This window comes from Bradyrhizobium sp., assembly GCF_028868675.1.
Taxonomy (GTDB): Bacteria; Pseudomonadota; Alphaproteobacteria; order Rhizobiales; family Xanthobacteraceae; genus Bradyrhizobium.
In genome coordinates, this window is record NZ_JAGWUA010000059.1 from 1 (window position 1) to 23600 (window position 23600).

A 23600-nucleotide genomic window follows, 5' to 3' on the forward strand; every position below is an offset into this window, starting at 1 on the left:
CAGAACATCCCGAGCTATGACCTGTTCCTGATCGGGCTCGGGCCGGTCGTGCTCGGCGTCCTCTGGCTCCTGTTCCAGCGCACGCGCTGGGGCGTGCTGGTGCGGGCTGCAACGCAGGACCGCGACATGGTCGCAGCGCTCGGCGTCAATCAGAAATGGCTGTTCACATCGGTGTTTGCGGTCGGCGTATTCCTCGCAGCGCTGGGCGGCGCGCTGCAGATTCCGCGCGACGCCGTGCATCACGCCATGGACCTTCACATCATCGTCGAGGTCTTCGTGGTCGTGGTGATCGGCGGGCTCGGCAGCATCGTCGGCGCCTTCGTCGCGGCGGTGCTGGTCTCCGAGCTCAACGCCTTCGGCATCCTGATCTTTCCGAAGATTTCGATCATCCTGGTGTTCCTGGTGATGGCGGTGGTGCTGATCGTGCGGCCCTGGGGCCTGTTCGGCCGGCCGGAGGCGCCGGCGCGGCGCACGCCGGGGCTGACCGTCAACCCCTGGCGTCCGCTGAATTCGGGCGAGCGGCTGGCCGCGCTTGCGGCGCTTGCCGTCGCGGCGGCGCTGCCGTTGTTCGCCGGCGCCTATGCGCTGACCGTCGGTTCGGAAATCGCGATCTTCGTCATCTTCGCCGTCAGCCTGCACTTCCTGATGTCGGTCGGCGGGCTCGCCTCCTTCGGCCATGCCGCCTATTTCGGCCTCGGCGCCTATGGCATCGCATTCCTCGCCAAGATGGCGGGGCTGCCGATGATCCTCTGCCTGCTGCTCGGGCCGCTGCTGGGTTGCCTCGGCGCGGCCGTGTTCGGCTTCTTCGCGGTGCAGCTCTCCGGCGTCTATTTCGCGATGCTGACGCTCGCCTTTGCGCAGATCGTCTGGTCGATTGCGTTCCAGTGGGTCAGCGTCACCGGCGGCGACAACGGCCTGTTGGGCCTCTGGCCGGAAAAATGGGCGGCGAGCCCGTCGCATTTCTACTGGCTTGCGCTCGGCGTCGCCGCCCTGGTGACGATCGCGCTCCTCATCGCCGTGTTCTCGCCGTTCGGCTATGCGCTGCGTGCCACCCGCGACTCCCTGCTGCGCAGCGAAGCGATCGGCATTGACGCCAAGCGCATGCAGTGGACGGCCTTCGTCATAGCCGGCACGGCTGCCGGCATCGGCGGCGCACTGTTCGCCTATCTCAAGGGCAGCGTCTTCCCGGACAATCTCGGCATCTCGCTCTCGGTCGATGCGCTCGTCATGGTGCTGCTCGGCGGTGTCGAGACGGTGTCCGGCGCAGTGATCGGCGCAATCGTCTACAAGGCGCTCACCATCTGGCTGGTGAGCCAGACCGACCTGTCAAAGCTCGTGCTCGGCGGCTTCATCGTGCTGATCGTGGTGGTGTTCCCGAAAGGCATCGTCGGCATGCTGGAGATGCTCACGCAGCGCCGCCGCAGCGCGCCGCCGCCCGGCTCGAGCCTGCTTGCCAAGCCGATCGAGTCCGCCGAATGACCGCAGCACCCCCACTTCTCGCGGTCGAGGGCCTGACCAAGTCCTATGGCGGCATTCACGCGGTGCGCGGCGTCTCGTTCGAGCTGCGCGCCGGCGAGATCCTTGCGCTGATCGGCCCCAACGGCGCCGGAAAAAGCACCTGCTTCGACATGCTCAACGGCCAGAACCGGCCGGATTCCGGCCACGTCCGTCTGCTCGGCGAGGACACCACCGGCAAGAAGCCGCGCGAGGTCTGGCGCCTCGGCGTCGGGCGCACCTTCCAGATCACGGCGACGTTCGCCACCATGACCGTGCGCGAGAACGTCCAGGTCGCGCTGGTCTCGCATGCGCATCAGTTGTTCAACCTCTGGAGCTCGGCGCCGAAATTCGCGCGCGACGCCGCCGGCGGGCTTCTGGAGCTGGTCGGGATGGGCGGCTACGCGGACCGCCCCTGCGGCGAGCTCGCCTATGGCGATCTCAAGCGGCTGGAGCTCGCGGTCGCGCTCGCCAACCAGCCAAGTCTCCTGCTGATGGACGAGCCGACCGCCGGCATGGCGCCGCGCGAACGCGTCGACCTGATGCGGCTCACCGCACGCATCGCGCGGGAAAAATCCATCGGCGTGCTCTTCACCGAGCACGACATGGACGTGGTGTTCGAGCATGCCGACCGCATCCTCGTGCTCAATCGCGGCTCGCTGATCGCGGAAGGCTCGCCGCAGGAGGTGCGCGGCAATCCGCAGGTGCAGGCGGTCTATCTCGGCGAGGGCCTCGTCTACGACGCCCGCCATCGCGAGGGGGCTGCGCCATGAAGCTGACCGTGCAGGACCTCAACAGCTTCTACGGGCCGGCGCACATCCTGTTCGACATCGCGCTCGAGGTGGGCGAGGGCGAGGTGGTGGCGCTCCTGGGGCGCAATGGCGCGGGCAAGTCGACCACGTTCCGCTCCATCGTCGGCCTCGTCGCGCAGCGGTCGGGCCGCATCCTGTTCGAAGGCAGGGACGTCTCGGCGCGGCCGACGCACGAGATCGTGCGCAGCGGCCTCGGCTATGTGCCGGAGGAGCGGCGCATCTTCACCGATCTGACCGTCGAGGAGAATCTCGAGGTCGGCCGCCAGCCGAAGCGGGCGAATGCGCCGTACTGGACGCGCGAAAAACTGTTCGCATTGTTTCCGAACCTGAGCGAGATGCGCAACCGTCCGGGCGGGCGGATGAGCGGCGGCGAACAGCAGATGCTGACGATCGCGCGCACGCTGATGGGCAATCCGTCGCTGGTGCTCTTGGACGAGCCGTCCGAAGGATTGTCGCCGAAGATCGTCGAGCAGATGGTCGACGCCATCCGGACGATGAAGCGGGAGGGTGTCAGCATCGTCGTGTCCGAGCAGAATCTGCATTTCGCGCGGCTGATCTCAGATCGCGCCTATATCATCGAGCGCGGACGAATCTGCTTCGGCGGCACGATGGCGGAGCTCGATGCGCGTCCGGACATCCGCGACGCGCATCTGTCGTTGTGAGGAGGGGCGGGGGCGATGGCGAGGGGCACCGCGGTCAAGAAGGGCATCAAGCCGGCAAAGCCGTCCTACGTGCTCGACGAGCAGATCGGCTTCATCCTGCGCCAGGTCTGGCAGCGCCACGCCGCGATCTTCGCCCGCGAGATCGGCACCAATTTGACGCCGACGCAATGGGCGGCGCTGTCGAAGCTCGCCGAGACCGGGCCGTGCTCGCAGAACCAGCTCGGCCGCCTGACCGCGATGGACGTCGCGACCATCAAGGGCGTCATCGACCGGCTCTCCGCGCGCGGGCTGACCGAGACGAGCTCCGATCCCGAGGACGGGCGGCGCCTGCTGGTCAGCCTCACCCGCGCCGGTCAGCAGCTCGCGGACAAGGTCGCGCCGAACGCGCTCGCCATCACCCGCGAGACTCTCGCGCCGCTGGATGCGAAGGAGCGCGAGACGCTGCTCGCGCTGTTGAACAAGTTGCGGTGAGGCGCGATGCCACAGGGTGGGCAAAGGTGCGAAGCGCCGTGCCACCGTTGGCGGGCCCAAGGGGGCAGAAGCGGTGGGCAGGCTTCGCCCACCCTACGGTACCGAACAAGTTGAGGGTGACTTCGGCTCTCGCACCGTCACCCTGAGGTGCTCGCGGAACGCGAGCCTCGAAGGGCGACGGCCCGGCTGCATCTCGGCCGTTCATCCTTCGAGGCTCGCCTTGCGGTGCACTTGCCCCGCAAGGCTCGCGCCTCAGGATGACGGATCGGGCATTTGCGCCAGCGCCTACTTCCCCATCACCTCCGGAACCCTGCCCGCCGGCGGCGTGTTGCGGCTCCTCTGGGTGCGGACGATGCCGTCGATGACGGTCATGCCGACGCCGGGGAGGTCGCCGATCTGCACGCTGTCCAAAATGTTCTTGCCGGGCGAATGCTGCGCCTTGTCCATCAGCACGAAATCCGCCGCGCGCCCGACCTCGATCAGGCCGCAATCGAGCTCTCGCATCCGCGCGGTGTTGCCGGTGGCAAGGCAGAAGGCGATCTCGGCCGGCAGGTCGCCGAGCGAGGACAGCATCGAGACCATCCGCAGGATACCGAGCGGCTGCACGCCGGAGCCGGCCGGCGCGTCGGTGCCGAGGATGACGCGGTGCAGATCGCCCATCTCGCGCGCGGTGCGCAGCGTGTAGAGCGCCGAGCGTTCGTTGCCGTTGTGCACGAGCTCCAGCCCGCGCTTGCAGCCCTCGCAGATGCAGCGGATCTGGTCGTCGGGCAGCGCGGTGTGGCCGCCATTGATGTGGCCGACCACGTCGGTGTCGGCTTCCAGCACGACGTCCTTGTCGATCAGGCCGGAGCCGGGAATCGAGGGGCCGCCGGTGTGGATGGTGCTCTGGATGCCGTACTTCCGCGCCCAGCCGACCATCTTCCGCGCGGTGGGGCCGTCCTTGACGCCGCCGAGGCCGACCTCGCCGAGCAGCTTGACGCCGGCGGCCGCCATCTCCTTGAAATCCTCTTCGACCATCTCGCATTCGATCACGGGCGCGCCGGCGTGCACCTTCACCCCGCCCGGGCGGAGCGTCCAGAATGCGCGTTGGGCGAACACGGCCATCGCCTTCAGCCCGACCACGTCGCGGGGGCGGCCGGGCATGTGCACCTCGCCGGCCGAAATCATGGTGGTGACGCCGCCATGGAGGTAGCTGTCGATCCAGTTGATCTGGTTCTGCCGCGGCGTCCAGTCGCCGGCGACGGGATGGACGTGGCTGTCGATCAGGCCCGGGGCGAGCGTGGTGCCGTTGGCGTCGACGATGGTGGTGGCGCCCTCGGTGTCGACGTCCTTGAGGCGGCCGATCGCGCTGATCCTGCCGTTCTCGGCGACGATGGTGTCGGCATCGAGGATCGGCTTCTCCAGGGCGCCGGACAAGAGCAGGCCGATGTTGCGGATCACCAGCCTGGTCGGGCCGGTCGCCTGGGGTGCGTCATGCGCCATGGAGGGGTTCCTTGTCCTGAGACTGCAACGCTCTCGATCTTGGGCCAGCCTTGACCGCGGGATCAAGCCGGATTATTCATTTGTATACGAATGATCGTGTACGAATGAATTATACCGATATCGGCCCGGCCGGCCAGAGGGTGCGATGAGCAATTTCAACCAGGAAAGCGTTTTGAGCGTCCACCACTGGACCGACACGCTGTTCTCCTTCACCACCACCCGCAGCCCGACCTTCCGCTTCCGCAGCGGCGAGTTCACCATGATCGGGCTCAAGATCGGCGAGAAGCCGCTGTTGCGGGCCTACAGCGTCGCCAGCGCCAATTACGAGGACACGCTCGAGTTCTTCTCGATCAAGGTGCCGGACGGCCCGCTGACCTCGCGCCTGCAGCACCTCAAGGAAGGCGACGAGATCATCGTCAGCCGCAAGGCCACCGGCACGCTGGTGATCGACAATCTGGAGGAGGGCCGCAACCTCTATCTGGTCGGCACCGGCACCGGGCTTGCGCCGTTCCTGAGCGTGATCAGGGATCCCGAGACCTATGAGCGCTTCGAGAAGGTGGTGCTGCTGCACGGCTGTCGCCGCGTCGCCGAGCTCGCCTATGGCGAGATGATCGCGGAGAAGCTGCCGAACGACGAACTGCTCGGCGACTGCATCCGCAACCAGCTGATCTACTATCCGACGGTCACCCGCGACCCCTTCCGCAATCGCGGCCGGATCACCGACCTCATCACCTCGGGCAAGCTGTTCGCCGACATCGGCCTGTCGCCGCTGGAGGCAGCTCACGACCGCGTCATGATCTGCGGCAGCCCGGCCCTGGTCGCCGATACCCGCATGCTCCTGGCCGGGCGCGGCTTCGTCGAGGGCAACCACGGCGAACCCGCTCAATTCGTTGTCGAAAAGGCGTTTGCGGAGCGCTGAACGCGCGGCCGCCCCTGACCGCTCCGCCACTGTGCATGGGGTTGAACCGCGAGTTTTGATTTGGGGGGACGCAAACGGCACTCTTTTGCCGCGGTGCGGCCGTTGCCCCGGCGATTCGCCCGACGTTACACTGTCGGGGCCGAATCAGCGGAGTTCCCTCATGGTTGCGGACAGCGACAGCAACATCGCCTGGCACCGGGTCCAGTTGAAGAAGAATCGCGCCGAGTTGAAGGCGCTGGAGACGGCGCGCTTCACGATGGGCGAGATCGCCTCCTCGAAGCGGGACGGACAGACCCAGAAGGCGATTGCCGACCTGCAGCGCAAGATCGCCGAGTCCGAGCGCTGTATCAGCAACTACGAGAAGCGCACGCGGCGGCCGCTTGCAACGGACCTGCGAAGCCTCAGCAGCGCAAGCTGGGGCGACTGGGACTCGCATGCGGCGCGACAGCGCAAGGCCGGCCCGCGTTCGCCGGATCGAACCTAGCCAGCCACAGCGAAACCGTCTTGCACGAGTAGCCGGGCTGAGAACCTATGCCGCCGCGCCGAGGGTCGTGCCGCGCGTGCTGCGCCGGCGCAGCTTGCGACGAGCCCAGATCAGCACGCCCGTCGACAACAGCGTGAGCAGCGCGATCGACGTGACGACGTTGAGCGAGGAGGCGACCAGCGCCGACCAGTTGCCCTCGTGAATGCGCAGGGCGGCGCAAACTTCGAAAGCGCGTCTGTCTATTCCGCGCGGATGTTGGCGGCCTTCAGCACCGGCTCCCATTTCGTCGCCTCGGCGTGCATGTAGGCGTCGAAATCCTTCGACGATGAGCCGACCGGCGTGGCGCCGATCTTGGCGAGCGTCGCGGCCACCGTCGGATCGGCGAGCGCCGCTTTCAGATCGGTCTCGAGCCTGGCCACGATCTCGGGCGGCATGCGCGCCGGTCCCAAAAATCCCCACCACACCGAGACGTCGTAGCCGGCAACCCCGGACTCCGCGACGGTCGGCACGTCGGGCAACGCCTTGGAGCGCTGCGCCGACGTCACCGCGAGCGCCTTCACCGCGCCGCCGTCGAGCTGGCCGATCGCCTCGGCGAGCGGGTTGATGCTGAGCGGAATCTCGCCCGCGATCACGGCGGTGAGCGCCGGCGCGCCGCCCTTGTAGGGAATGGCGACGATCTTCACGCCGGCCATGTGGTTCAACAGCGCGCCGGCGAGATGGGCCGAGGTGCCGTTGCCCGACATGCCGTAGGAGAGCTTTTCCGGCTCCTTCTTCGCCGCGGCCAACAGCTCGCCGAGGTCCTTGTACGGACTCTCTTTGGGCACGACGATCGCGAGCGGCGACGAAGCCACCTCGGTGATGGCGGTGAAGTCCTTGAACGTGTCGTAGGGCACGCTCGGATAGATGAACTGATTGAGCGGATGGCCGCTCGCGACCAGGATCAGCGTGTAGCCGTCGGGCTGGGCCTGCGTCAGCGCCTGCGAAGCGACGATGCCGCCGGCGCCGGGACGGTTCTCGATCACGGGTTGCTGGCCCCAAGTCTTTGCCAGCGCCGCGCCCATGGTGCGCGCCAGCACGTCGACGGCGCCGCCGGCCGCATAGGGCACCAGGATGTGCACCGGCTTGCTCGGAAAGGTCTCGGCCTGCGCCAAGGTGCTCGCCAGCAGCAAGCCGGCCCCGACCATGAGGCGACCGATCGTCCTGTTCAAACCCGGCATGTCCTGCGTTCCTCCACGTTCCCTTGCACGCAATCTTGCAGCGCTGCGGTCGCCGTCGCTCTTGTTGACGGCACCTTATCTCTTGTACGATAGTACAAATCTCATGGCATGCAAGTAGACCAGGATGGCAGGCCGCACGGGTGACGCGTCGCCGGCGCTTCGCCCTGCGATTCGACAATGGTTCGGAGGATGATGGTGATGTCCGGTGATCCCAGGCGATGGCGGATAGGGCTGGTCGGCTACGGCGAGGTCGGCCGGATCCTGGCCGAGGACCTGCGCAAGCAGGACATCGAGGTCGCAGCCTACGACATCAAGCTCGACGGCGACCGCGCCGCGCCCTTGCGCGAGCATGCCGCCCGGTTTGGCGTCGCGCTGGCTGCCTCCCACGCCGAACTCACGGCGAAGGCCGACTTCGTCGTCTCTGCCGTCACCGCGAGCCAGGCCGTGCCGGTGGCGCAGGCGTGTGCGGCCGCCATCAACCAGGGCACCTGGTTTCTCGATTTCAACTCGGCCTCTCCGGGCGCCAAGCAACGCGCCGCCGCGCTGATTGATGGCGCAGGCGGGCGCTATGTCGAGGGCGCGGTGATGACTTCGGTGCCGCCGTACCGGATCAAGGTGCCGCTTCTGCTCGGCGGCAAGGGCGCGGCCGAGCTCGCGCCGCTGCTCAACGCGATCGGCTTTGCAGCCAAGGTCGCCAGCGACACGCTCGGCGTCTCCTCGGCGGTCAAGATGTGCCGCAGCATCATGATCAAGGGCCTCGAAGCCATGGTGATCGAAAGCTTCACCACCGCGCGGGCTTATGGCGTTGAGGATGCGGTACTCGCCTCTCTCAAGGAGACCTTTCCGGGCATCGATTGGGAGAAGCAGGGCGCCTATTTCTTCCAGCGCGTGATCGAGCACGGCCGCCGCCGCGCGGAGGAGGTGCGGGAGGTCGCCGAGACCGTGCGCGAGGCCGGGCTGACGCCGTGGTCCGCGCAAGGCACGGCCGAGCGCCAGGCCTGGGTCGCCGACCTCGCCGACGAGGGCGTGTTCGGCAAGAAGGGTACGGAAGGATTTGCCCGCAGCGCCGACTGGCGCATCGAGGCTGACCGGATGCTCGCGAGAATCGAGCGCGAGACATAACCGGGGGCGCGACCGATCGTCATGCGCCCCCGGTGTTGCGCCGCTCGGGCCGCCGGCAGGCTCGGTTCACCGTGCGGTTGCTTCTCCCTATCGCAGGGCTTCGAGTTTGGCGTTCTTGCCGTCGACGACCTTGAACACCACATATCGCGGCTGCATCTGGCCGTTCGGAAGGAACTGGGCGTCGCCGAAGACGGTGCCCTTGATGGTCTTGCCGCGGATCGCTTCGGCAACGGTCTTGCGGTCCAGCGACTTGGTGGACTCAACCGCCTGTGCCCAGACCTGCACCGCGGCCGCGCCGAGGGCTGCGCTCTTGTCGGGATCAACCCCGTAGGCCTTCTTGTAGGCGGCAACAAATGCGGTGCTTTCGGGCATCGTCGTGAAGGGCGGCAGGTCGGGAAAGAAGATATCTGCGGAGACGATGCCGTTGTTGGCATCGCCGGCCACCTTGAAGACCGTGGTCAGCATGATGCCGACCGCGCCCACGAAGGCGGACTTGATGTCGGCCTGGCGGTACTGCTCGACCATCGCGGGAAGGCCGGACGAGTTCGAGGCATTGGTGACGATGATCGCATCGGGATTCGCGCCCTTCAGGTTGGTGAGTTGGACGCGGAAGTCGGTATCCTTGAATGCGAACTTCTCGGTCATGACGACTTCACCGGAGAAGTTCAGATTCTTGAATTCGGCCTCGACAGCCGACTGGAAGCCGTTTCCGTACACGTCGTTCTGCGTCAGGAAGGCAACCTTCTTCGCCTTGAGCGTTTCGACGATGTATTTGGCGATCACGGCCGCATCGAAGCCGTTCGAACTGTTGATGCGGACGGCGTAGGGATTGCTCTGTCCGTTGAGGATCAGGTCCGACTTCGAAACCGCGGTGATGTCCATGATGCCGGCGCGGGCGAGGATCGGTTGCATGGCCAGGGTGACCGGCGAATTCCAGCCCTCGATGACGACATCGGCTTTCTCCGCGATCATCTCGTTGGCGCGGCTGACGCCCACTGCGGGCGTGCTCTCATCGTCCTTGGAGACCACCGTCAGCTTGCGCCCGAGCAGTCCGCCCTTGTCGTTGATCTGCTGCACCATGAGCTTGACGGCGTTGGTCACGGTCTGTCCATCCGGACCGGCACCGCCGCTCAAGGGAAAAATGGTGCCCACCTTGATGTCCTGGGCCATTGCCGGCGCGGTCAGGCCCAGCAGCATGGCGAAGGCCAGTTTGGTCGTCCTGTTCATGACGTTCTCCCTCTTCTTTCTCTTGGCTCACTCTTGGCTCAGCGCTTGCTGAATCGACGATATAATCCGACGAGTCCGGTCGGCCAGAAGATCAGGACCAGCGCCAGCACCGATCCAAGCACGATCTTGTTCCAATCGCCGCCGAGCGAGAACAGGTTCTGCTGCGCGACGAGCAGGGCCGTGCCGACCAAGGGGCCAATCAGCACGCGGCGGCCGACCAGCACCACGGCGGTCAGCATCATGACCAGGAAGTAGGATTCGAACATATCCGGCCCGACATAGGCACGCTGATAGGCGTAGAGCCAGCCGGCGAGCCCGGTGATCGGCGCAGAAATCACGAATACGGCCAGTCTGACCCTGCGCGGATCGACGCCGAGGCTGGCGGCGAGCGCGGGATTCATCTGCGCCATCAGGGCGACGGTGCCGAGCCGGGAATACCGAAAGCGCGCGATCAGCCCGAGCGTCAGCAGCAGCAGCACGAAGGACACCGGCCACAGATCCTCCTGCGTGGCGGCGGAGAAACTCGTCGCGACGAGCGGCAGCGTCAGCGGAGGGATGCCGACGATTCCGTCGGAGCCGCCGATGGCATCCCAGTTGAAGGCGATCTCGTAGGCGACGACCGCCGCGGCATAGGTCACCAGCGAGAACACGAACTCCCGCGTTCGCAAGGTCACGGCACCGAGGAAGGCCGCCGCGGCGAGGCAGAGCGCGATGGTCGCAAGCGCCGTGCTCCAGCCATCGAGTCCGTATTTGGTCGACAGGTTTGCGGCTGCGTAGCCGCCGATCGCCCAGAACAGGGTGTGGCCGAGACTGACCTCGCCGAGATAGGACAGTACGACGTCGACGCCATAGCACATGACCGCGAAGATAGCGATCGTGGTCAGGGTCGAGTAGGCGACCGACGTGCCGCCCAGCAGACGCGGCAGGAAAAAGCCCAGGACGATGAACGCGCCGATCGAAGCCGCCCGCAGCAGCGGCATCGGGGTTGGGGACCGGGATTCGATCACGGTCATTTCGTTGCCAATCCCGCCGGACGGATTACCAGCAACGCCAGGAGGAGAGCGAAAGCCGCAGCCGTCGTGTAGGCCTGCGCCACGAAGGCGCCGAAGAAGGCAGTGAACAGTCCAAGTCCGAGACCTGCCGCCAGCGCGCCGCCGATCGATCCGATGCCGCCGAGCACGACCACGACGAAGGTCATGATCACCTCGTTGAAGCCCATGCTGGTCAGGATCGGAGAACGCGGCGCGACCAGGGCTGCGCCGAGCGCGACGGCGGAGCATTCGAAGACGAAGACCAGGAGGTAGACGATTCGTGCGTTGATGCCGAAAAGCTCGGCAAGCTTGGGATCTTCCGCGACCGCGCGGATCACGGAGCCGTATCGGGTGCGCTGGGTGAACAGCCACACCGCAGCGTAGAGCGCGATCGTCACGATCAAGACGAGCACATCCTGCCAGGTGAACCAGAGCGGGCCGAGATCCACCTTGGCGCGAGACAGCGTGCCGGGCAGGGTTTGCGGATTGCCTCCGAAGATCAGGGCGCTGCCGCCCTGCAGCACGTAGCCGATGCCGAGGGTGACGATCATCAGGCTGGTCAGGTTCTGCGTCATCACGAGACGCATCATCGCGCTTTGCATCAAGAGACCGAGGGCCGACAGCACTGCGACGGCAGCCGCAATCGCGAGCGGGTAAGGCAACCCAGCCTTGGAGGTGGCGAACCAGGTTACGAATGCGCCGAGCATGTAGAGCTGGCCGTGCGCGAAGTTCACGAGACGCGCGACGCCGAGCAGGATGGTCCAGCCGAGGGCGATGCAGGCATAGCCGGAGCCGAGCACGATGCCGTTGACGATCTGCTGCGCGACGTTCACGCCCGGCCTCCGTCCGCGATCGTGCCGAGATAGGCTTCGATGATGCGGTGATCGGCGGCCATGACGTCGGCCGGCCCCTCGTCGACGATGCGGCCGCGTTCGAGGAGGTAGAGGTGATCGACGACCTTCAGCGCGGCCTTTACGTTCTGCTCGACCAGCAGGACGGGAAGCCCTCGATCGACCAGCAGGCGGATGCGGGACAACAGGTCGGCGATCAGCCGCGGAGCCAGCCCGGCCGAGGGCTCATCGAGCATCAGCACGGACGGGCCCGCGCGCAGCGCCCGTCCGATCGCCAGCATCTGCCGCTCGCCGCCCGACAGCGACGCTCCCTTGTGCGAGCGCCGTTCCGCCAGGCGAGGGAAGAATTCGAAGATTTCGGCGATGCCAAAGGTGTGACGGCCGGCATTGTCGGACGGCGGCCGTACCAGCGCCAGGTTCTCGTCGACCGTGAGCTCGGCGAAGATGTTCTTGCCTTCGGGCACGAGCGTGAGTCCCTGCGCCACCCGTTCATGGGCGGCAAGCTTCTCGATGCGCCGTTCCTTCAGCTTGACGGCGCCGGTCACGACGGGGCGGCCGCGCGACCAGCCCGCGAGGGCATTGACCAGCGTCGTCTTGCCCGCGCCATTGGCGCCGACGAGGCCGACCATCTTGCCGGCGGGCACGGCGATGTTGACGCCGGAGAGCGCGACGTTGCCGGCATAGCGGACGGAGAGTTCTTCGCTTTGCAGGACGCCGCTCATTCGTCCCGTCCCAGATAGGCCTCGCGCACGCGCGGATCGCGCTGAATTTCGCTCGGCGTTCCCGTCGCCAGCATCGCGCCCTGATCGATCATGACGATGCGGTCCGCGATCGACATGATGAGATCCATGTGATGCTCGATGACGACCAGAGCGAGATCGCGCCTGCGCAGCTCGATCAGGACGTCGGCCAGCTTCTTCATGTCGCCGCCGCTCAGGCCAGCGGCCGGCTCATCGAGCAGGAGCACCTTGGCGCCGGTGCCGTAGGCCAGCGCCACAGAAAGGAGTCGCTGCACACCATAGGGAATATCACCCGGCAACTCGTCGTGATAGCGCGCGGGCACGCCGACGAAATCGAGCAGTTGCGTCGCCGCCGCCTCCGCGCTGCGGCGCGTCGTCATCTCACGCCAGGGCGTGAAGATCGACGCGGCGAGATGAGTCGAGAAATCGCGGAAGATGGCGGAGACCGCGTTTTGCAAGACGGTCAGCTCGCCGAAGAAGGAATTTTGCTGGAAGGTCCGGCGCAGCCCACGATCGGCCAGCTCGAAAGTCCTGAGATCCGATACGTCGCCGCCCTCGAGAAAGGTGCGGCCACGATGGTTCACCGTGTTCGTCACGGCGGCGAAGCAAGTACTCTTGCCTGCGCCGTTCGGTCCGATGATCCCCAGGATTTCATCCGCATGAACCGTCCAGCCGACGTCGCGAAGCGCGATCAGCGCGCCGTACTGCACCGTCAGGTTCTCAGCGCGCAGGAGCTCGCGCCGATCGCCAATCGAGTCTCCGGAACTTGCCACCCGGCCTTCCATCCCTTGTTGCGTCGGTTGTCGCCCGATCTTCTTGGTGCGGCAGCCTCCATCGCATTTGATGTGTGGTCAAGTGCGCAACGGCAAGCGGCTTGCATGCGCAGAGTATTTTTCGGCCAGCGGAAAAACGTTGCGTCGACCGGGGCGTTGGCGACCCCGCTCAGGCATTAGAATATTTCTTGAGCTCCAGCCGCGCGATCTGGTTGCGATGGACTTCGTCCGGGCCGTCGGCGAGACGGAGCAGGCGCGCGGTGGCATAGGCCTGCGTCAGGCCGAAATCGTTCGACGTGCCGCCGCCGCCATGGGCCTGGATCGCCCAATCGATGATCTGGCAGGCCATGTTGGGCACGGCGACCTTGATCATCGCGATTTCGGTCCTCGCGACCTTGTTGCCGACGGTGTCCATCGCCTGCGCCGCGTTGAGCGTCAGGAGCCGCGCCTGCTCGATCATGATGCGGGCTTCCGCGATGCGCTCTTGTGTCACGGTTTGCTCCGAGACCGGCTTGCCGAAGGCGACCCGGCTGCGCACGCGCCGGCACATCTTCTCCAGCGTCCGCTCGGCAAGCCCGATCAGGCGCATGCAATGGTGGATGCGGCCCGGGCCGAGCCGGCCCTGCGCGATCTCGAAGCCGCGGCCTTCGCCGAGCAGCATGTTCTCCCTGGGCACGCGCACGTTGGTGAAGATCACCTCGGAGGCGCGGTCGGGCACGCCGTAGAAGCCGAACACGGGCAGGGGACGCTTGACCTCGATGCCCGGGCTGTCCATGGGCACGAGGATCATGGATTGCTGCTTGTGGCGGTCGGGATTGTCCGGATCGCTCTTGCCCATGAAGATGCAGATCTTGCAGCGCGGGTCGGTGGCGTTGGTGGTGTACCATTTCCGGCCGTTGATCACGTAGGAGTCGCCGTCGCGCACGATCGAGCTTTCGATGTTGGTTGCATCCGACGAGGCCACCGCGGGCTCGGTCATGGCGAAGCAGGAGCGGATTTCGCCGGCCAGCAGCGGCTTCAGCCAGCGTTCCTTGTCCTTCTCGGTGCCGTAGCGCTCGAGCACCTCCATGTTGCCGGTGTCGGGCGCCGAGCAGTTGAACACCTCCGGCGCGAGATGGGAGCGGCCCATCACCTCGCAGAGCGGCGCATATTCGAGATTGCTCAGCCCGGCGCCGTGCCTGCTGTCGGGCAGGAACAGATTCCAGAGCCCCTCGGCGCGCGCCAGCGGCTTCAGCTCCTCGACGACGGGATAGACCTTCCAGGGGCCGAGTTCTTCCGCCTCGCGATAGAACCGCTCTTCGTTCGGGTAGATGTGGCGGTCCATGAAGTTTTCGAGCCGCCGCTTCAGCTCGACGACCTTTGACGACATCGGATAGAGCATCGAGGCCTCCTGCTGGATCGTCGACCTATCCCGCGCGATAGCCCTTGAACTTGTCGCGCAAGGCCGATTTCAGCACCTTGCCGGTGCCGGTCATCGGGAATTCGTCCAGAAATTCGACGGCATCGGGCATCCACCAGCTCGCCACGCGCGGGCGCATGTGGTCGAGCAGCGTCTTGGCGTCGACTGTCGCACCCTTCTTGCGCACCACCAGAAGCAGCGGGCGCTCCTGCCATTTCTCATGCGCGATGGCGATCACGGCGGCCTGCAGCACGTCGGGGTGGGACAGCGCAACGTCCTCGAGCTGGATCGAGGAGATCCATTCGCCGCCGGACTTGATGACGTCCTTGGAGCGATCGGTCAGCGTCACGTGCCCCTGCGGGTCGATCACCGCCATGTCGCCGGTAATCAGCCAGCCGTCGCGGTCGAGGCCCTCGTCGAGCTTCATGTAGCCCGACGAGACCCACGGCCCCCTGGCGCGGAGATGGCCGACGGTCTTGCCGTCGCGCGGCAATTCGTTGCCGGCGTCGTCGACGATGCGCAAGCTCGTGCCGAAGCAGGCGCGCCCCGATACCATGCGGCGATCGAACCTCTCCTTCTCGCTGAGGTTTTCGGAGCCGGGCCGCATGCTCGGCATCGAGCATCCCAGCGCCTCCGTCATGCCCCAGGCCTGGATGTAGTCGATGTCGTACTCGCGCTTGAGCTTCTCGACCATGGCGCGCGGCGGCGCCGAGCCGGACGACAGCGTCGAGCGCAGCGTGGAGAATTTCTTGCCGAAGCGGCCGAGCCAGTCGAGCAGGATCAGCCAGAAGCTCGGCACGCCCGCGGAGATCGTCACCTTCTCGCCTTCGAGCAGCTCGTAGAGCTTGTCCGGCTCGTAGTTGCGGCCGGGCAGCACCAGCTTGGAGCCGGTAAAGGGCGCGGTGAACGGCATGTTCCAGCCGTTGCCGTGGAACAGCGGCGCCATCGGCATCATCACCTCGCGCACGCCCTCCATGTGACCGGGCAGGAAGTCGAGGCTCGAACAGGTCATGGTCTGCAGCAGCGCGGCACGATGCGAGTAGACGACGCCTTTCGGATTGCCTGTCGTGCCCGAGGTGTAACAGATGGTGGAGGCGGATTTTTCGTCGAACAGCGGCCAGGCGAAGCCGGCATCGTTCTCCTTCGCCAGCAGCTCCTCGTAGCAATGCACGTTGGCGAGCTTGGTCTCGGGCATCCGCTCGCGCGCGGACATCACGACATAAGCTTCGACGGTCTTGAGCTGCGGCGCGATCGCCTCGACCAGCGGTAGCGTGCCGCGGTCGATGAAGAGGAGCCGGTCCTCGGCGTGATTGATGATGTAGACGAGCTGTTCGGGGAACAGGCGCGGGTTGATGGTGTGCAGCACGTAGCCCATGCCGGGGGCCGCGTAGAACATCTCGAAATGGCGATGCGTATTCCAGGCGAGCGTGCCGACGCGGTCGCTTTCGCGCATGCCGAGCCGCTTCAGCGCAAGCGCCATGCGCTTGATGCGCGGATGCGCCTCCGCATAGGTATAACGGTGGATGTCGCCTTCGATCTCGCGCGCGACGATCTCGGCCTCGCCGTGATAGTCGGCGGCATACTGGATCAGGCCGCTGATCAGAAGCGGCATATCCATCATCAGTCCCTGCATCGGTCCCCTCCGGACGCCACGTTCGCGCGGCGATATTTGACCCAAATATTCTGACTCATGGCAAATTAGCTCAGGCGCGGGCGTCGACAATTGCGCGCACAAGCTATTCCCTGCTCGGCCGGGATGGCTAATCGACCTCGAGGTAGTCAGCTTCGGGCAACGCCGGAAACGGCGCGGTCGGCAGCGTCTGGTACCAGAACGCAACGGACGCCACGTCGTCCTGTAGCGGCAGGTATTTTGGCTCCTTCACGCCGGAGCGCCAGCCGAGCGCCTGCATCGTCACGCGCAGATCGCTCCGGAAGCGCACGGGATCGGGAATGTGCCAGCGGTACATGCCGAAGCGTTGCTGCGATTTGTAGACGCCGTCCGGCCGGATCACCTGTGGCAGGCCGGCATAGGGCGTGGTGAATTCCTGGTAGCGCGACGGCGGTCCGTCGCTGCGGCCGGGATTGGCGAGGCTCCAGGGCACGCGCGGATCGAAATTGTAGGCGCCGCAGAAATAGTCCTCGGTGCCGGTGCCGCAGATCGTCGGGAATTCACCGTCGCCGTCGAGGAAGAACTTGATCTCGCCTTCGCCCCACCAGCCGTTGCTGTTCGTGCCCCAGGCCATGTAGGTGCCGACATAGTGGCCCTGGCCTTTCACGCCGTCGAGGATGGTGTGAACCTCCTTGTACGGCACCGGGTTGGTGCGGCGGAACTGGGCGTGGAAATAGGCGCAGTCCTCGCCCACCTCGGTCAGCGCGTAGTTGATCTGGTAGTAGACCGTCTGCGTCTCCTCGCTGCGGTTCTCCAGCGTGAAGCGTGCGCGCTTGCGGAACGGCATTTCCCAGTAACAGTTGAAGGCGCGGCCGGGATTGACGCAGACCGCGAGCGAGGAGACCTGCGCAAATTCCTCCCAGCCGCAGGCGAAGAAATCGCCGACCGGGCATTCGATGCTGGGCTGCGCCTGGTCGTCCCAGTAGACGCGCAGGATCGAGTGGCGCAGCCGGCCGCGCGCGAGCGTCATCCAGATCTGCTGGATCGCGCCCTGGCCCTCGATGTCGGCGAGCGTGAATGTCGCGCCCGGCTCGATCGTCACATAGGGCGAGATCTTCCAGCCCGGGCCCAGGCCGCGCGCCTGGCGCGCCGCCGGACCGTCCACGGCCATGCCGCCCTTGCCCTTCTGCCCCGAAAAATTCTCCGGGCTGATCGACCGCGACTGCGCGTTCGACAGGCGTGACAGATTGCCGAGATTCATGCCCAGTCCTGAAAAGGTCATCTTGTCCTCGCAAGCGATCGGCGGGTTGGCATCCGTTCTAGCGTGTGCGAATCTACCAAAAGATGAAGAGGATCGAACGGTAAGGACCGCAAAATGACCGGGCGCAGGGCACTTGCAGGGATGGTCGGCGCCGTGGGGCTGCTTGTGTCTTTCATGCCGGTGGCCGATGCCGCCCAATGCGGCAGCTCGCCGGCCGGCTTCGAAGGCTGGAAACGGGAGTTCAACGAGGAGGCCCGCGGCAAGGGCATCGGGCCGACCGCGATTTCCGCCCTGATGAGGGCCAACTATGCCAGCGCCACCATCGCCGCCGACCGCAGCCAGCACAGCTTCTCGCTGTCGCTCGACCAGTTCCTCGCCAGGCGCGGCGCGACCACGATCGTTGCGCGCGGGCGGGGGCTGAAGCAATCGCAGGCCGCCATGTTCGCCTCGATCCAGCAGCGCTATGGCGTGCCGCCGGGACCGCTGATCGCGATCTGGGGCATGGAGACGGGTTTTGGCAGCCAGCGCGGCAATCAGAACATGCTGTCGTCGATCGCGACCCTGGCCTATGACTGCCGCCGGCCGGAATTCTTCACCGACCAGCTTTATGCCGCGCTCAAGCTGATCGATCGCGGCAGCCTGTCGGGCGCGACGCGCGGCTCCATGCATGGCGAGGTCGGCCAGACCCAGTTCATGCCGAAGAACATTTTGGCCTACGGCACCGGCAATCTCGACGTTGCGGCCAATGCGCTCGCGTCGACGGCGAATTTCCTCAGGGCGCATGGCTGGCGCGCCGGCGCGGGCTACCAGCCGGGCGAGCCGAATTTCGCGGCGATCGAAGCCTGGAATGCGGCCGGCGTGTACCAGAAGGCGATCGCGCTGATGGGGCGCCAGATCGACGGCGAGAGCGGCGGCCGCTAGGGGGAGCGCCTCGGCGGCTAGGGCAGGAAGCCAGCGGGGTCGGCGAGCTTCTTCGGCAGATAGTCCTTGATGACGTAGTTGAGGCCCCATTTCGCCAGCGCCTGCTGCTCGGCGCGGACCCCCATGGCAAGCTGCTGCCTGATCGCGGCGACCCAGGCGGGATTCGCCTTGATGAAGGGATCGTTCTCGAGCGCATCCTCCGCGCGCTTGATGTCGGTCGGCGAGAGCGGGTGGGTGGCATCCTCGAGGCCGAAGTCGAGGATGTCCTGCGGCGTGACGCCGAGGAAGCGCGCCTGCGGCACGCAGAGGAAGCGGTTGACGTGGGCCGCATTGCCGGAGCCGACCTTCAGCGTGCGATAGATGTTGGTGAAGCCGTAGGGGTCGCAATCGACGAAGCAATAGACCGGCAACTCGTGCTGGTCCGACAGGAGGCGGACGAAGCGCCGCGTGGCGCGCGTCGGCACGCCGCCCATCTCGACGATGATGCATTGCGCCGCGTCCCAGAAGCGGTGCTTGTTCAGGCGCTGGAACATGCCGCCGGTCTCGATGGCGAGGATGAAGCGGGCATCCGTCCGGAACGAGAGATGCTCGACCGAATGCGGAATGCCGTAGGCGCCGCTGCCGAGCCGCGCACAATCGATCTCGATCGCCTCGCCGGCATCGGACGCACGGTCGATCACGGTCAGCCGTCCCGCAACGGAGCCGCCGTGAGCCTCCGGATAGAACCGCAATTGCTCGCGCGACAGCCCTTCGACCGAGGCGGTCGCCTCGATGTCGTCCATGATGGCGTCCGACTCGGCCTGCTCGTCGAAACGGCAATCGCCCCAGTTCTTGCTGATGTAGTAGACTTCGCGCTTGGTGGCGAAGTCGTCGTGCACGACCATGCCGCGCGACAGCGCCATCATGCGCAGCGTCTGCGCGAAGGAGCGCGCGGTGGTCATGGTCAGCGTGCGCAGCTTGCTGGCGCCGCCGAGCTCGAAATAGCCCTTTGCCTCGTCATAGGTGACGTTGTCGAGGCTGCGGACCGGCAGCCTGATCTCCGGCAGGCGGCCGGCCGCGATGCTGGCGCGGACGGCGCGCGCGATCGAATCGATCAGCGCGATGGTCTTGCGGTCGAGCTCGCTAGGTGCGTTCCCGGGAACGATCTGCGTCATGGGCGGAGCCCTGTCTGGTGCGGGAGCGGTGCAGCGTGTCGTCGAGCTTCTTCAGCGTGGCGTCCCGCTCGCCGTCGCTGAGGAAGAGGATGTCCTGCAGGGCGAGGCCGATCTGCGGCAGGTATTTTTCGATGTGGACGCGCCGGTCGTATTCCTCGTGCAGCCGGGCCTCGTGGTGCAGATATTGCGCGAGCCTGCGGGCCGATTGCTGCAGGCCGAGCCTGATCTCCTTCAGGATCTCCGGATACGGCTCGACCGCCTCCTTGGATTCGGAGGTGTAGGGCACCCAGACGGACGCGACATGGACGAGGATCGCCATCGGCGCGATCGGCAGGGCGCCCTTCGGCTGGTGCAGGCCGTAGCCGCGCCAGTTGGTCTGCATGACGGCTCTTGTGATCGCGCAGCTGGCCTGCTGGTAGAGCAGGGGGACGCGGTTGGCGAAGCGCAGCAGGCGCACCGGCTCGTCCTTCTGCGCGACCAGCGAGTCCGTGTCCTCCGGCGCCTGCTTGCGCATGCGGCCCCTGGCGTCGACCTCGACATCGCCGCCGCCGGGGCGCGCATAAGCGAGCGCGACCTCGACCAGGAACGGGTTGCCGCGATAGGCCGCCGCCGGCCGCGTGACGACCGTGAAGAAATCCGCCTTGAGCTCCTTACGCAGGCCCGCAAGAAGCTGCTCCTCGCCGATTGGGACGATGCAGTCGGTCCGCGGCGCCTGGATGCGCGTCTTCTGGATCGCCCTGTGCAGCGCGGCCGCCTGGGCGTGCGCGATGTGCCTGGGATGCGAGCGCTCGCTCAGTTTCCGGTCGGCGTGCTTGCGCGCCGCCTCGATGATGGCAAGCGCGGTCTTCCTGCCGACGCAGGAGAATTCGTCGGCCAGGAAGCGCAGCAGGGTGCGGCTTTCGGTGCCGTTCAGCATCTGGATCAGCCGTCCCAGCTCGATGCCGTAGGGGTGCGGCTTGATCTCGGCCGGCCGCAGGGGAAGCGTCCTGGTGGTGCGCTCGAAGCGGATGACTTCACTCTTGGGATTTCGATAGGTGATCGCCAGATGCGGATTGGCGATCGCGGTCTGCTTCAGATAGCTCTCCACCGAGTGCGGGCCGGTCTGATGGTGTCCCTCCATCTCCATCTCGACGCGCGTGCCGTGGGGACGGTCCCACCTCAACTGCTTCTTGCGATGGATGTCGGGGCGATTCCTGGCCGTATCGATCGCGACATGCATCTCGGAGGCGAGCTTGTCGCCCTTGACGCGGCTGATGATGTGCAGCGGCTTGCCCAAGGTGAGCTGCCCGTACATGCCGGCCGCCGAGATCCCCATGCCCTGCTGGCCGCGCGATTGCGACAGCTTGTGGAATTTCGAGCCGTACAGCAGCTTGCCGAAGATCTTCGCGATCTGGTCCTCGACGATGCCGGGACCATTGTCCTCGACGACCACGCGCGACCTGCCGCCGCGGTCGCTCACCTCCACCGTGATGTCGGGGAGAATGCCGGCCTCCTCGCAGGCGTCGAGCGCGTTGTCGACGGCCTCCTTGACCGCGGTGACGAGCGCTTTCGCAGGCGTGTCGAAGCCGAGCAGATGGCGGTTCTTGAGAAAGAATTCGGAGATCGAGATCTCGCGCTGCCGGTGCGCCATCTCGATCGCGGACAGAGGTGGTGGAGATCGCCGCTCGGACAGGGAAGTGCTCCGGCTTCGCGCTGCGGAATGGGCTATTGATAGCCAGACCGAGCCGCCGGCAATTGACGGGGATCAAGATCGCCGGGCAAGCCGGTTCGCGGCCGCCATCCGGGATCGAGCCAGGGGTGGCGGAGCCGTCAGAAATGCGTCGTGCGATACGCGTCCAGCGCGTGGGCCGCGAACACGCCGATGCTGCAGAGCGCCAGAATGGCAGAGAGGAACTCGATCATGGCCGTGCTTCCCTGGAAGCCATCGCGGCGAGATGCCGGCAGCGGGCGTGATCCCAGATCAGGTCGAGAAGGAATTGCATGGTGGCCGTCCCTGTATGCTTTTGCGAAAGGGTAGGCCCGGCCCTGTTTCAAGAGTTTTTCGTGCCCTTTGGAATCGGGTTTCGTCGGAACCTTGCCTGCCGACGCCGGTCTCCCGCGCTTTTCGCAGGAATTGCGTTGCATTTGCAGGGGGCGCTTGCCGCGCCGCATGATCGACGGGCCCTTGCGACTGTGTAACATTGCCGCTGGCGGTGCAGAAATTTCCAAATCACGATCTTGGAGACCCGACATGGCGACGAGCGAGCTGAAACTGGTCGGCTGGGGCTACGAAGGCGACGAGATTACGGACGTCGAACGGCACATGGTGACGTCGCGGATGCGCGAACGATTCGGCGGAGAGTTCGAGGTCCGCAAGGCGCCCGGTGCGGATGCGGTCGACCTGCGCGCGCCACGGATTTCGGTTCCCGCCGCGCTTTCCGCTTTCGCCACGAGCTCCAAGCGCGACCGCCTGCTGCATACTTATGGAAAATCCTATCCCGACTACGCGCGCCAGTTTCTGGGCGACTATCGCAACGCGCCCGACATCGTTGCCTACGTCCGCTCCGAAGCTGACATTGCCGCCGTCTACGACTTCGCGGCAGGCAGCAATGTCGCAGTGATTCCGTTCGGTGGAGGCACCTCCGTTTGCGGTGGAGTCGAGCCGGTGGTCGGCAGTGCCTTCAACGGCACCATCAGCCTCGACCTGACGCGGCTCGACAATATCCTGGAGGTCGACAAGACCAGCCGGGCGGCGCGCATCCAGGGCGGCATCCGCGTTCCGGCCATGGAGGATCAACTGAAGTCCCATGGCCTGACGATGCGGCATTTCCCGCAGAGCATGGAGCTTGCGACTCTCGGCGGCATGATCGCGACCCGATCGGGCGGTCATTTTGCGACGCTCTATACCCACATCGACGATCTCGTTGAGAGCCTGAGGACGATAACGCCGGCAGGAGTGATCGAGAGCCGCCGTCTTCCCGGCTCCGGCGCAGGCCCGAGCCCCGACCGGTTGATGATCGGTTCGGAGGGGTCGCTCGGGATCATCACCGAGGCGTGGATGCGCCTGCAGGCGCGGCCGAAATACCGGGCGGGGACGGCCGTCCTGTTCGACGACGTCTACAAGGCGGCCGAGGCGGTGAGGGTGATCTCGCAGGCATGGCTCTTCCCCGCCAATGTCCGGCTGCTGGATTCGCGCGAGGCCTTCAACAACGGGTTCGGCGATGGCCGACAATCCGTCGTGGTGCTCGCCTTCGAGAACGCCGATCACCCCGTCGACGCCTGGATGGACCGCGCGCTCGCGATCGCGAAGGAATTGGGCGGCAGCTTCGACCGCGATGTCGCCAAGAGTGGCAGCGGACACCGCGCCGGCGCAGCCGAAGCCTGGCGCAACGCCTTCATCCGGATGCCGCACTACAAGAAGACGGTCGTGGAGATGGGGATCATCACCGATACCTTCGAGACCGCCATCACCTGGGAGCGCTTCCCTGAATTCTACAAGGCGATTCTCTCGGCGACCGAGGACGCCTGTCTCGCCGCGACCGGCCAGAAGGGCAGCGTGTCCTGCCGTTTCACCCACTGCTATCCGGATGGGCCGGCGCCTTACTTCTCGTTCCAGGCCAAGGGGAGACACGGTGCGCTTGCCGAGCAGTGGCTGGAGATCAAGAGTCGCGCGCTTGACGCCGTGATCGCCCATGGCGGCACGGTCACGCATCATCACGCCGTCGGACGCGACCATATGCCGTGGTACCGTCGTCAGCGGCCGGAGCTTTTCGCCTCCGCGCTGCAGGGCGCCAAGGATCGCCTCGATCCGAAGGGAATCCTGAATCCCGGCGTGCTCCTGGCGGCGCGGTCGTGAGCCGGGGCACGACGCGTTAGCCGCGGAGCCGCGCCGATCGAGGCAAGCAGAACGCCCGCACGGAAGCCGGCGGCGAACGCTGGCGATCGCGACTGCAACTGCCGACCAACGAATTTGCCTCGCGCCCAAAACCGCC

At 66.0% G+C, this 23600-nt stretch carries 21 protein-coding genes and 1 pseudogene; 9 read left to right on the forward strand and 13 right to left on the reverse strand.

All coding sequences use genetic code 11. The annotated features are described in order from the left end of the window. From KGM94_RS10300 to KGM94_RS10315, 4 genes are all read left to right on the forward strand, one after another. The coding region (locus KGM94_RS10300) for an ABC transporter permease (protein ID WP_300257879.1) at nucleotides 1–1479 on the forward strand (1479 nt) is incomplete at its 5' end. Next, nucleotides 1476–2267 (forward strand): ABC transporter ATP-binding protein, encoded by a 792-nt coding sequence (locus KGM94_RS10305; RefSeq protein ID WP_300257883.1) that lies wholly within the window; start codon nucleotides 1476–1478, stop codon nucleotides 2265–2267. The genes KGM94_RS10300 and KGM94_RS10305, both read left to right, overlap by 4 nt. Beyond that, entirely contained in the window at nucleotides 2264–2968 is a 705-nt protein-coding gene (locus KGM94_RS10310; RefSeq protein ID WP_300257886.1) for an ABC transporter ATP-binding protein, read from the forward strand. Before KGM94_RS10305 ends, KGM94_RS10310 begins: the two co-directional genes overlap by 4 nt. Nucleotides 2969–2983: 15 nt before the next feature. Then, on the forward strand, nucleotides 2984–3439 hold the full coding sequence (locus KGM94_RS10315) for a MarR family winged helix-turn-helix transcriptional regulator (protein WP_300257889.1): 456 nt from the start codon (nucleotides 2984–2986) through the stop codon (nucleotides 3437–3439). 285 nt (nucleotides 3440–3724) lie between these two features. On the opposite strand, the gene KGM94_RS10320 is transcribed toward KGM94_RS10315, so the two are convergent. Continuing rightward, a complete protein-coding gene (locus tag KGM94_RS10320; protein WP_300257891.1) occupies nucleotides 3725–4921 on the reverse strand; it encodes an amidohydrolase family protein in 1197 nt (398 codons plus the stop codon). A gap of 145 nt (nucleotides 4922–5066) precedes the next feature. Here KGM94_RS10320 and KGM94_RS10325 point away from each other — a divergent pair, with 145 nt between their 5' ends. Together KGM94_RS10325 and KGM94_RS10330 are read left to right on the forward strand one after the other, a co-directional pair. Next, nucleotides 5067–5840: a ferredoxin--NADP reductase gene (locus KGM94_RS10325; protein WP_300257894.1), complete on the forward strand. Its 774-nt coding sequence runs from the start codon at nucleotides 5067–5069 to the stop codon at nucleotides 5838–5840. Between the two features lie 160 nt (nucleotides 5841–6000). Next, on the forward strand, nucleotides 6001–6324 hold the full coding sequence (locus KGM94_RS10330; RefSeq protein WP_300257897.1) for a hypothetical protein: 324 nt from the start codon (nucleotides 6001–6003) through the stop codon (nucleotides 6322–6324). Between the two features lie 45 nt (nucleotides 6325–6369). Here the strand turns inward: KGM94_RS10330 and KGM94_RS10335 are convergent. After that, nucleotides 6370–6528, reverse strand: a pseudogene (locus tag KGM94_RS10335) (PepSY domain-containing protein); the annotation flags it as partial. A 35-nt stretch (nucleotides 6529–6563) separates the two neighbouring features. Then, nucleotides 6564–7541 (reverse strand): tripartite tricarboxylate transporter substrate binding protein, encoded by a 978-nt coding sequence (locus KGM94_RS10340; RefSeq protein ID WP_300257901.1) that lies wholly within the window; start codon nucleotides 7539–7541, stop codon nucleotides 6564–6566. Nucleotides 7542–7739: 198 nt separating this feature from the next. Here KGM94_RS10340 and KGM94_RS10345 point away from each other — a divergent pair, with 198 nt between their 5' ends. Then, nucleotides 7740–8663 (forward strand): DUF1932 domain-containing protein, encoded by a 924-nt coding sequence (locus KGM94_RS10345; protein ID WP_300257904.1) that lies wholly within the window; start codon nucleotides 7740–7742, stop codon nucleotides 8661–8663. Between the two features lie 87 nt (nucleotides 8664–8750). Here KGM94_RS10345 and KGM94_RS10350 read toward each other — a convergent pair whose 3' ends face one another. The 8 genes from KGM94_RS10350 to KGM94_RS10385 form a co-directional block, all read right to left on the reverse strand. After that, nucleotides 8751–9890 (reverse strand): ABC transporter substrate-binding protein, encoded by a 1140-nt coding sequence (locus tag KGM94_RS10350; protein WP_300257907.1) that lies wholly within the window; start codon nucleotides 9888–9890, stop codon nucleotides 8751–8753. Between the two features lie 38 nt (nucleotides 9891–9928). Next, nucleotides 9929–10903, reverse strand: a complete 975-nt coding sequence (locus tag KGM94_RS10355) for a branched-chain amino acid ABC transporter permease (RefSeq protein ID WP_300257910.1) — start codon at nucleotides 10901–10903, stop codon at nucleotides 9929–9931. Next, on the reverse strand, nucleotides 10900–11754 hold the full coding sequence (locus KGM94_RS10360) for a branched-chain amino acid ABC transporter permease (protein ID WP_300257912.1): 855 nt from the start codon (nucleotides 11752–11754) through the stop codon (nucleotides 10900–10902). Before KGM94_RS10360 ends, KGM94_RS10355 begins: the two co-directional genes overlap by 4 nt. Further along, nucleotides 11751–12494 (reverse strand): ABC transporter ATP-binding protein, encoded by a 744-nt coding sequence (locus tag KGM94_RS10365; protein ID WP_300257915.1) that lies wholly within the window; start codon nucleotides 12492–12494, stop codon nucleotides 11751–11753. The genes KGM94_RS10360 and KGM94_RS10365 overlap by 4 nt, the downstream gene beginning before the upstream one ends. Further along, complete coding sequence (locus KGM94_RS10370) at nucleotides 12491–13285, reverse strand: ATP-binding cassette domain-containing protein (protein WP_300257918.1); 795 nt, start codon at nucleotides 13283–13285, stop codon at nucleotides 12491–12493. The genes KGM94_RS10365 and KGM94_RS10370 overlap by 4 nt, the downstream gene beginning before the upstream one ends. A 169-nt stretch (nucleotides 13286–13454) precedes the next feature. Further along, nucleotides 13455–14666 (reverse strand): acyl-CoA dehydrogenase family protein, encoded by a 1212-nt coding sequence (locus KGM94_RS10375; protein WP_300257922.1) that lies wholly within the window; start codon nucleotides 14664–14666, stop codon nucleotides 13455–13457. Between the two features lie 25 nt (nucleotides 14667–14691). Next, nucleotides 14692–16317, reverse strand: a complete 1626-nt coding sequence (locus tag KGM94_RS10380) for a long-chain fatty acid--CoA ligase (RefSeq protein WP_300257925.1) — start codon at nucleotides 16315–16317, stop codon at nucleotides 14692–14694. A gap of 127 nt (nucleotides 16318–16444) precedes the next feature. Further along, nucleotides 16445–17575: a glycoside hydrolase family 172 protein gene (locus KGM94_RS10385; RefSeq protein ID WP_300257927.1), complete on the reverse strand. Its 1131-nt coding sequence runs from the start codon at nucleotides 17573–17575 to the stop codon at nucleotides 16445–16447. A gap of 93 nt (nucleotides 17576–17668) precedes the next feature. On the opposite strand from KGM94_RS10385, the gene KGM94_RS10390 reads away from it, so the two are divergent. Further along, entirely contained in the window at nucleotides 17669–18475 is an 807-nt protein-coding gene (locus tag KGM94_RS10390) for a lytic transglycosylase domain-containing protein (RefSeq protein WP_300257929.1), read from the forward strand. A 17-nt stretch (nucleotides 18476–18492) separates the two neighbouring features. On the opposite strand, the gene KGM94_RS10395 is transcribed toward KGM94_RS10390, so the two are convergent. Together KGM94_RS10395 and KGM94_RS10400 are read right to left on the reverse strand one after the other, a co-directional pair. After that, nucleotides 18493–19629: a DNA topoisomerase IV subunit A gene (locus tag KGM94_RS10395; RefSeq protein ID WP_300257932.1), complete on the reverse strand. Its 1137-nt coding sequence runs from the start codon at nucleotides 19627–19629 to the stop codon at nucleotides 18493–18495. Then, a complete protein-coding gene (locus tag KGM94_RS10400; RefSeq protein WP_300257935.1) occupies nucleotides 19598–21259 on the reverse strand; it encodes a DNA topoisomerase VI subunit B in 1662 nt (553 codons plus the stop codon). Before KGM94_RS10400 ends, KGM94_RS10395 begins: the two co-directional genes overlap by 32 nt. Nucleotides 21260–21859: 600 nt before the next feature. Between KGM94_RS10400 and KGM94_RS10405 the strand changes: the two genes are divergently transcribed. Then, nucleotides 21860–23464, forward strand: coding sequence for an FAD-binding oxidoreductase (locus KGM94_RS10405; protein WP_300257938.1), 1605 nt, complete (start codon nucleotides 21860–21862; stop codon nucleotides 23462–23464). The last annotated feature ends 136 nt before the right edge of the window (nucleotides 23465–23600 follow it).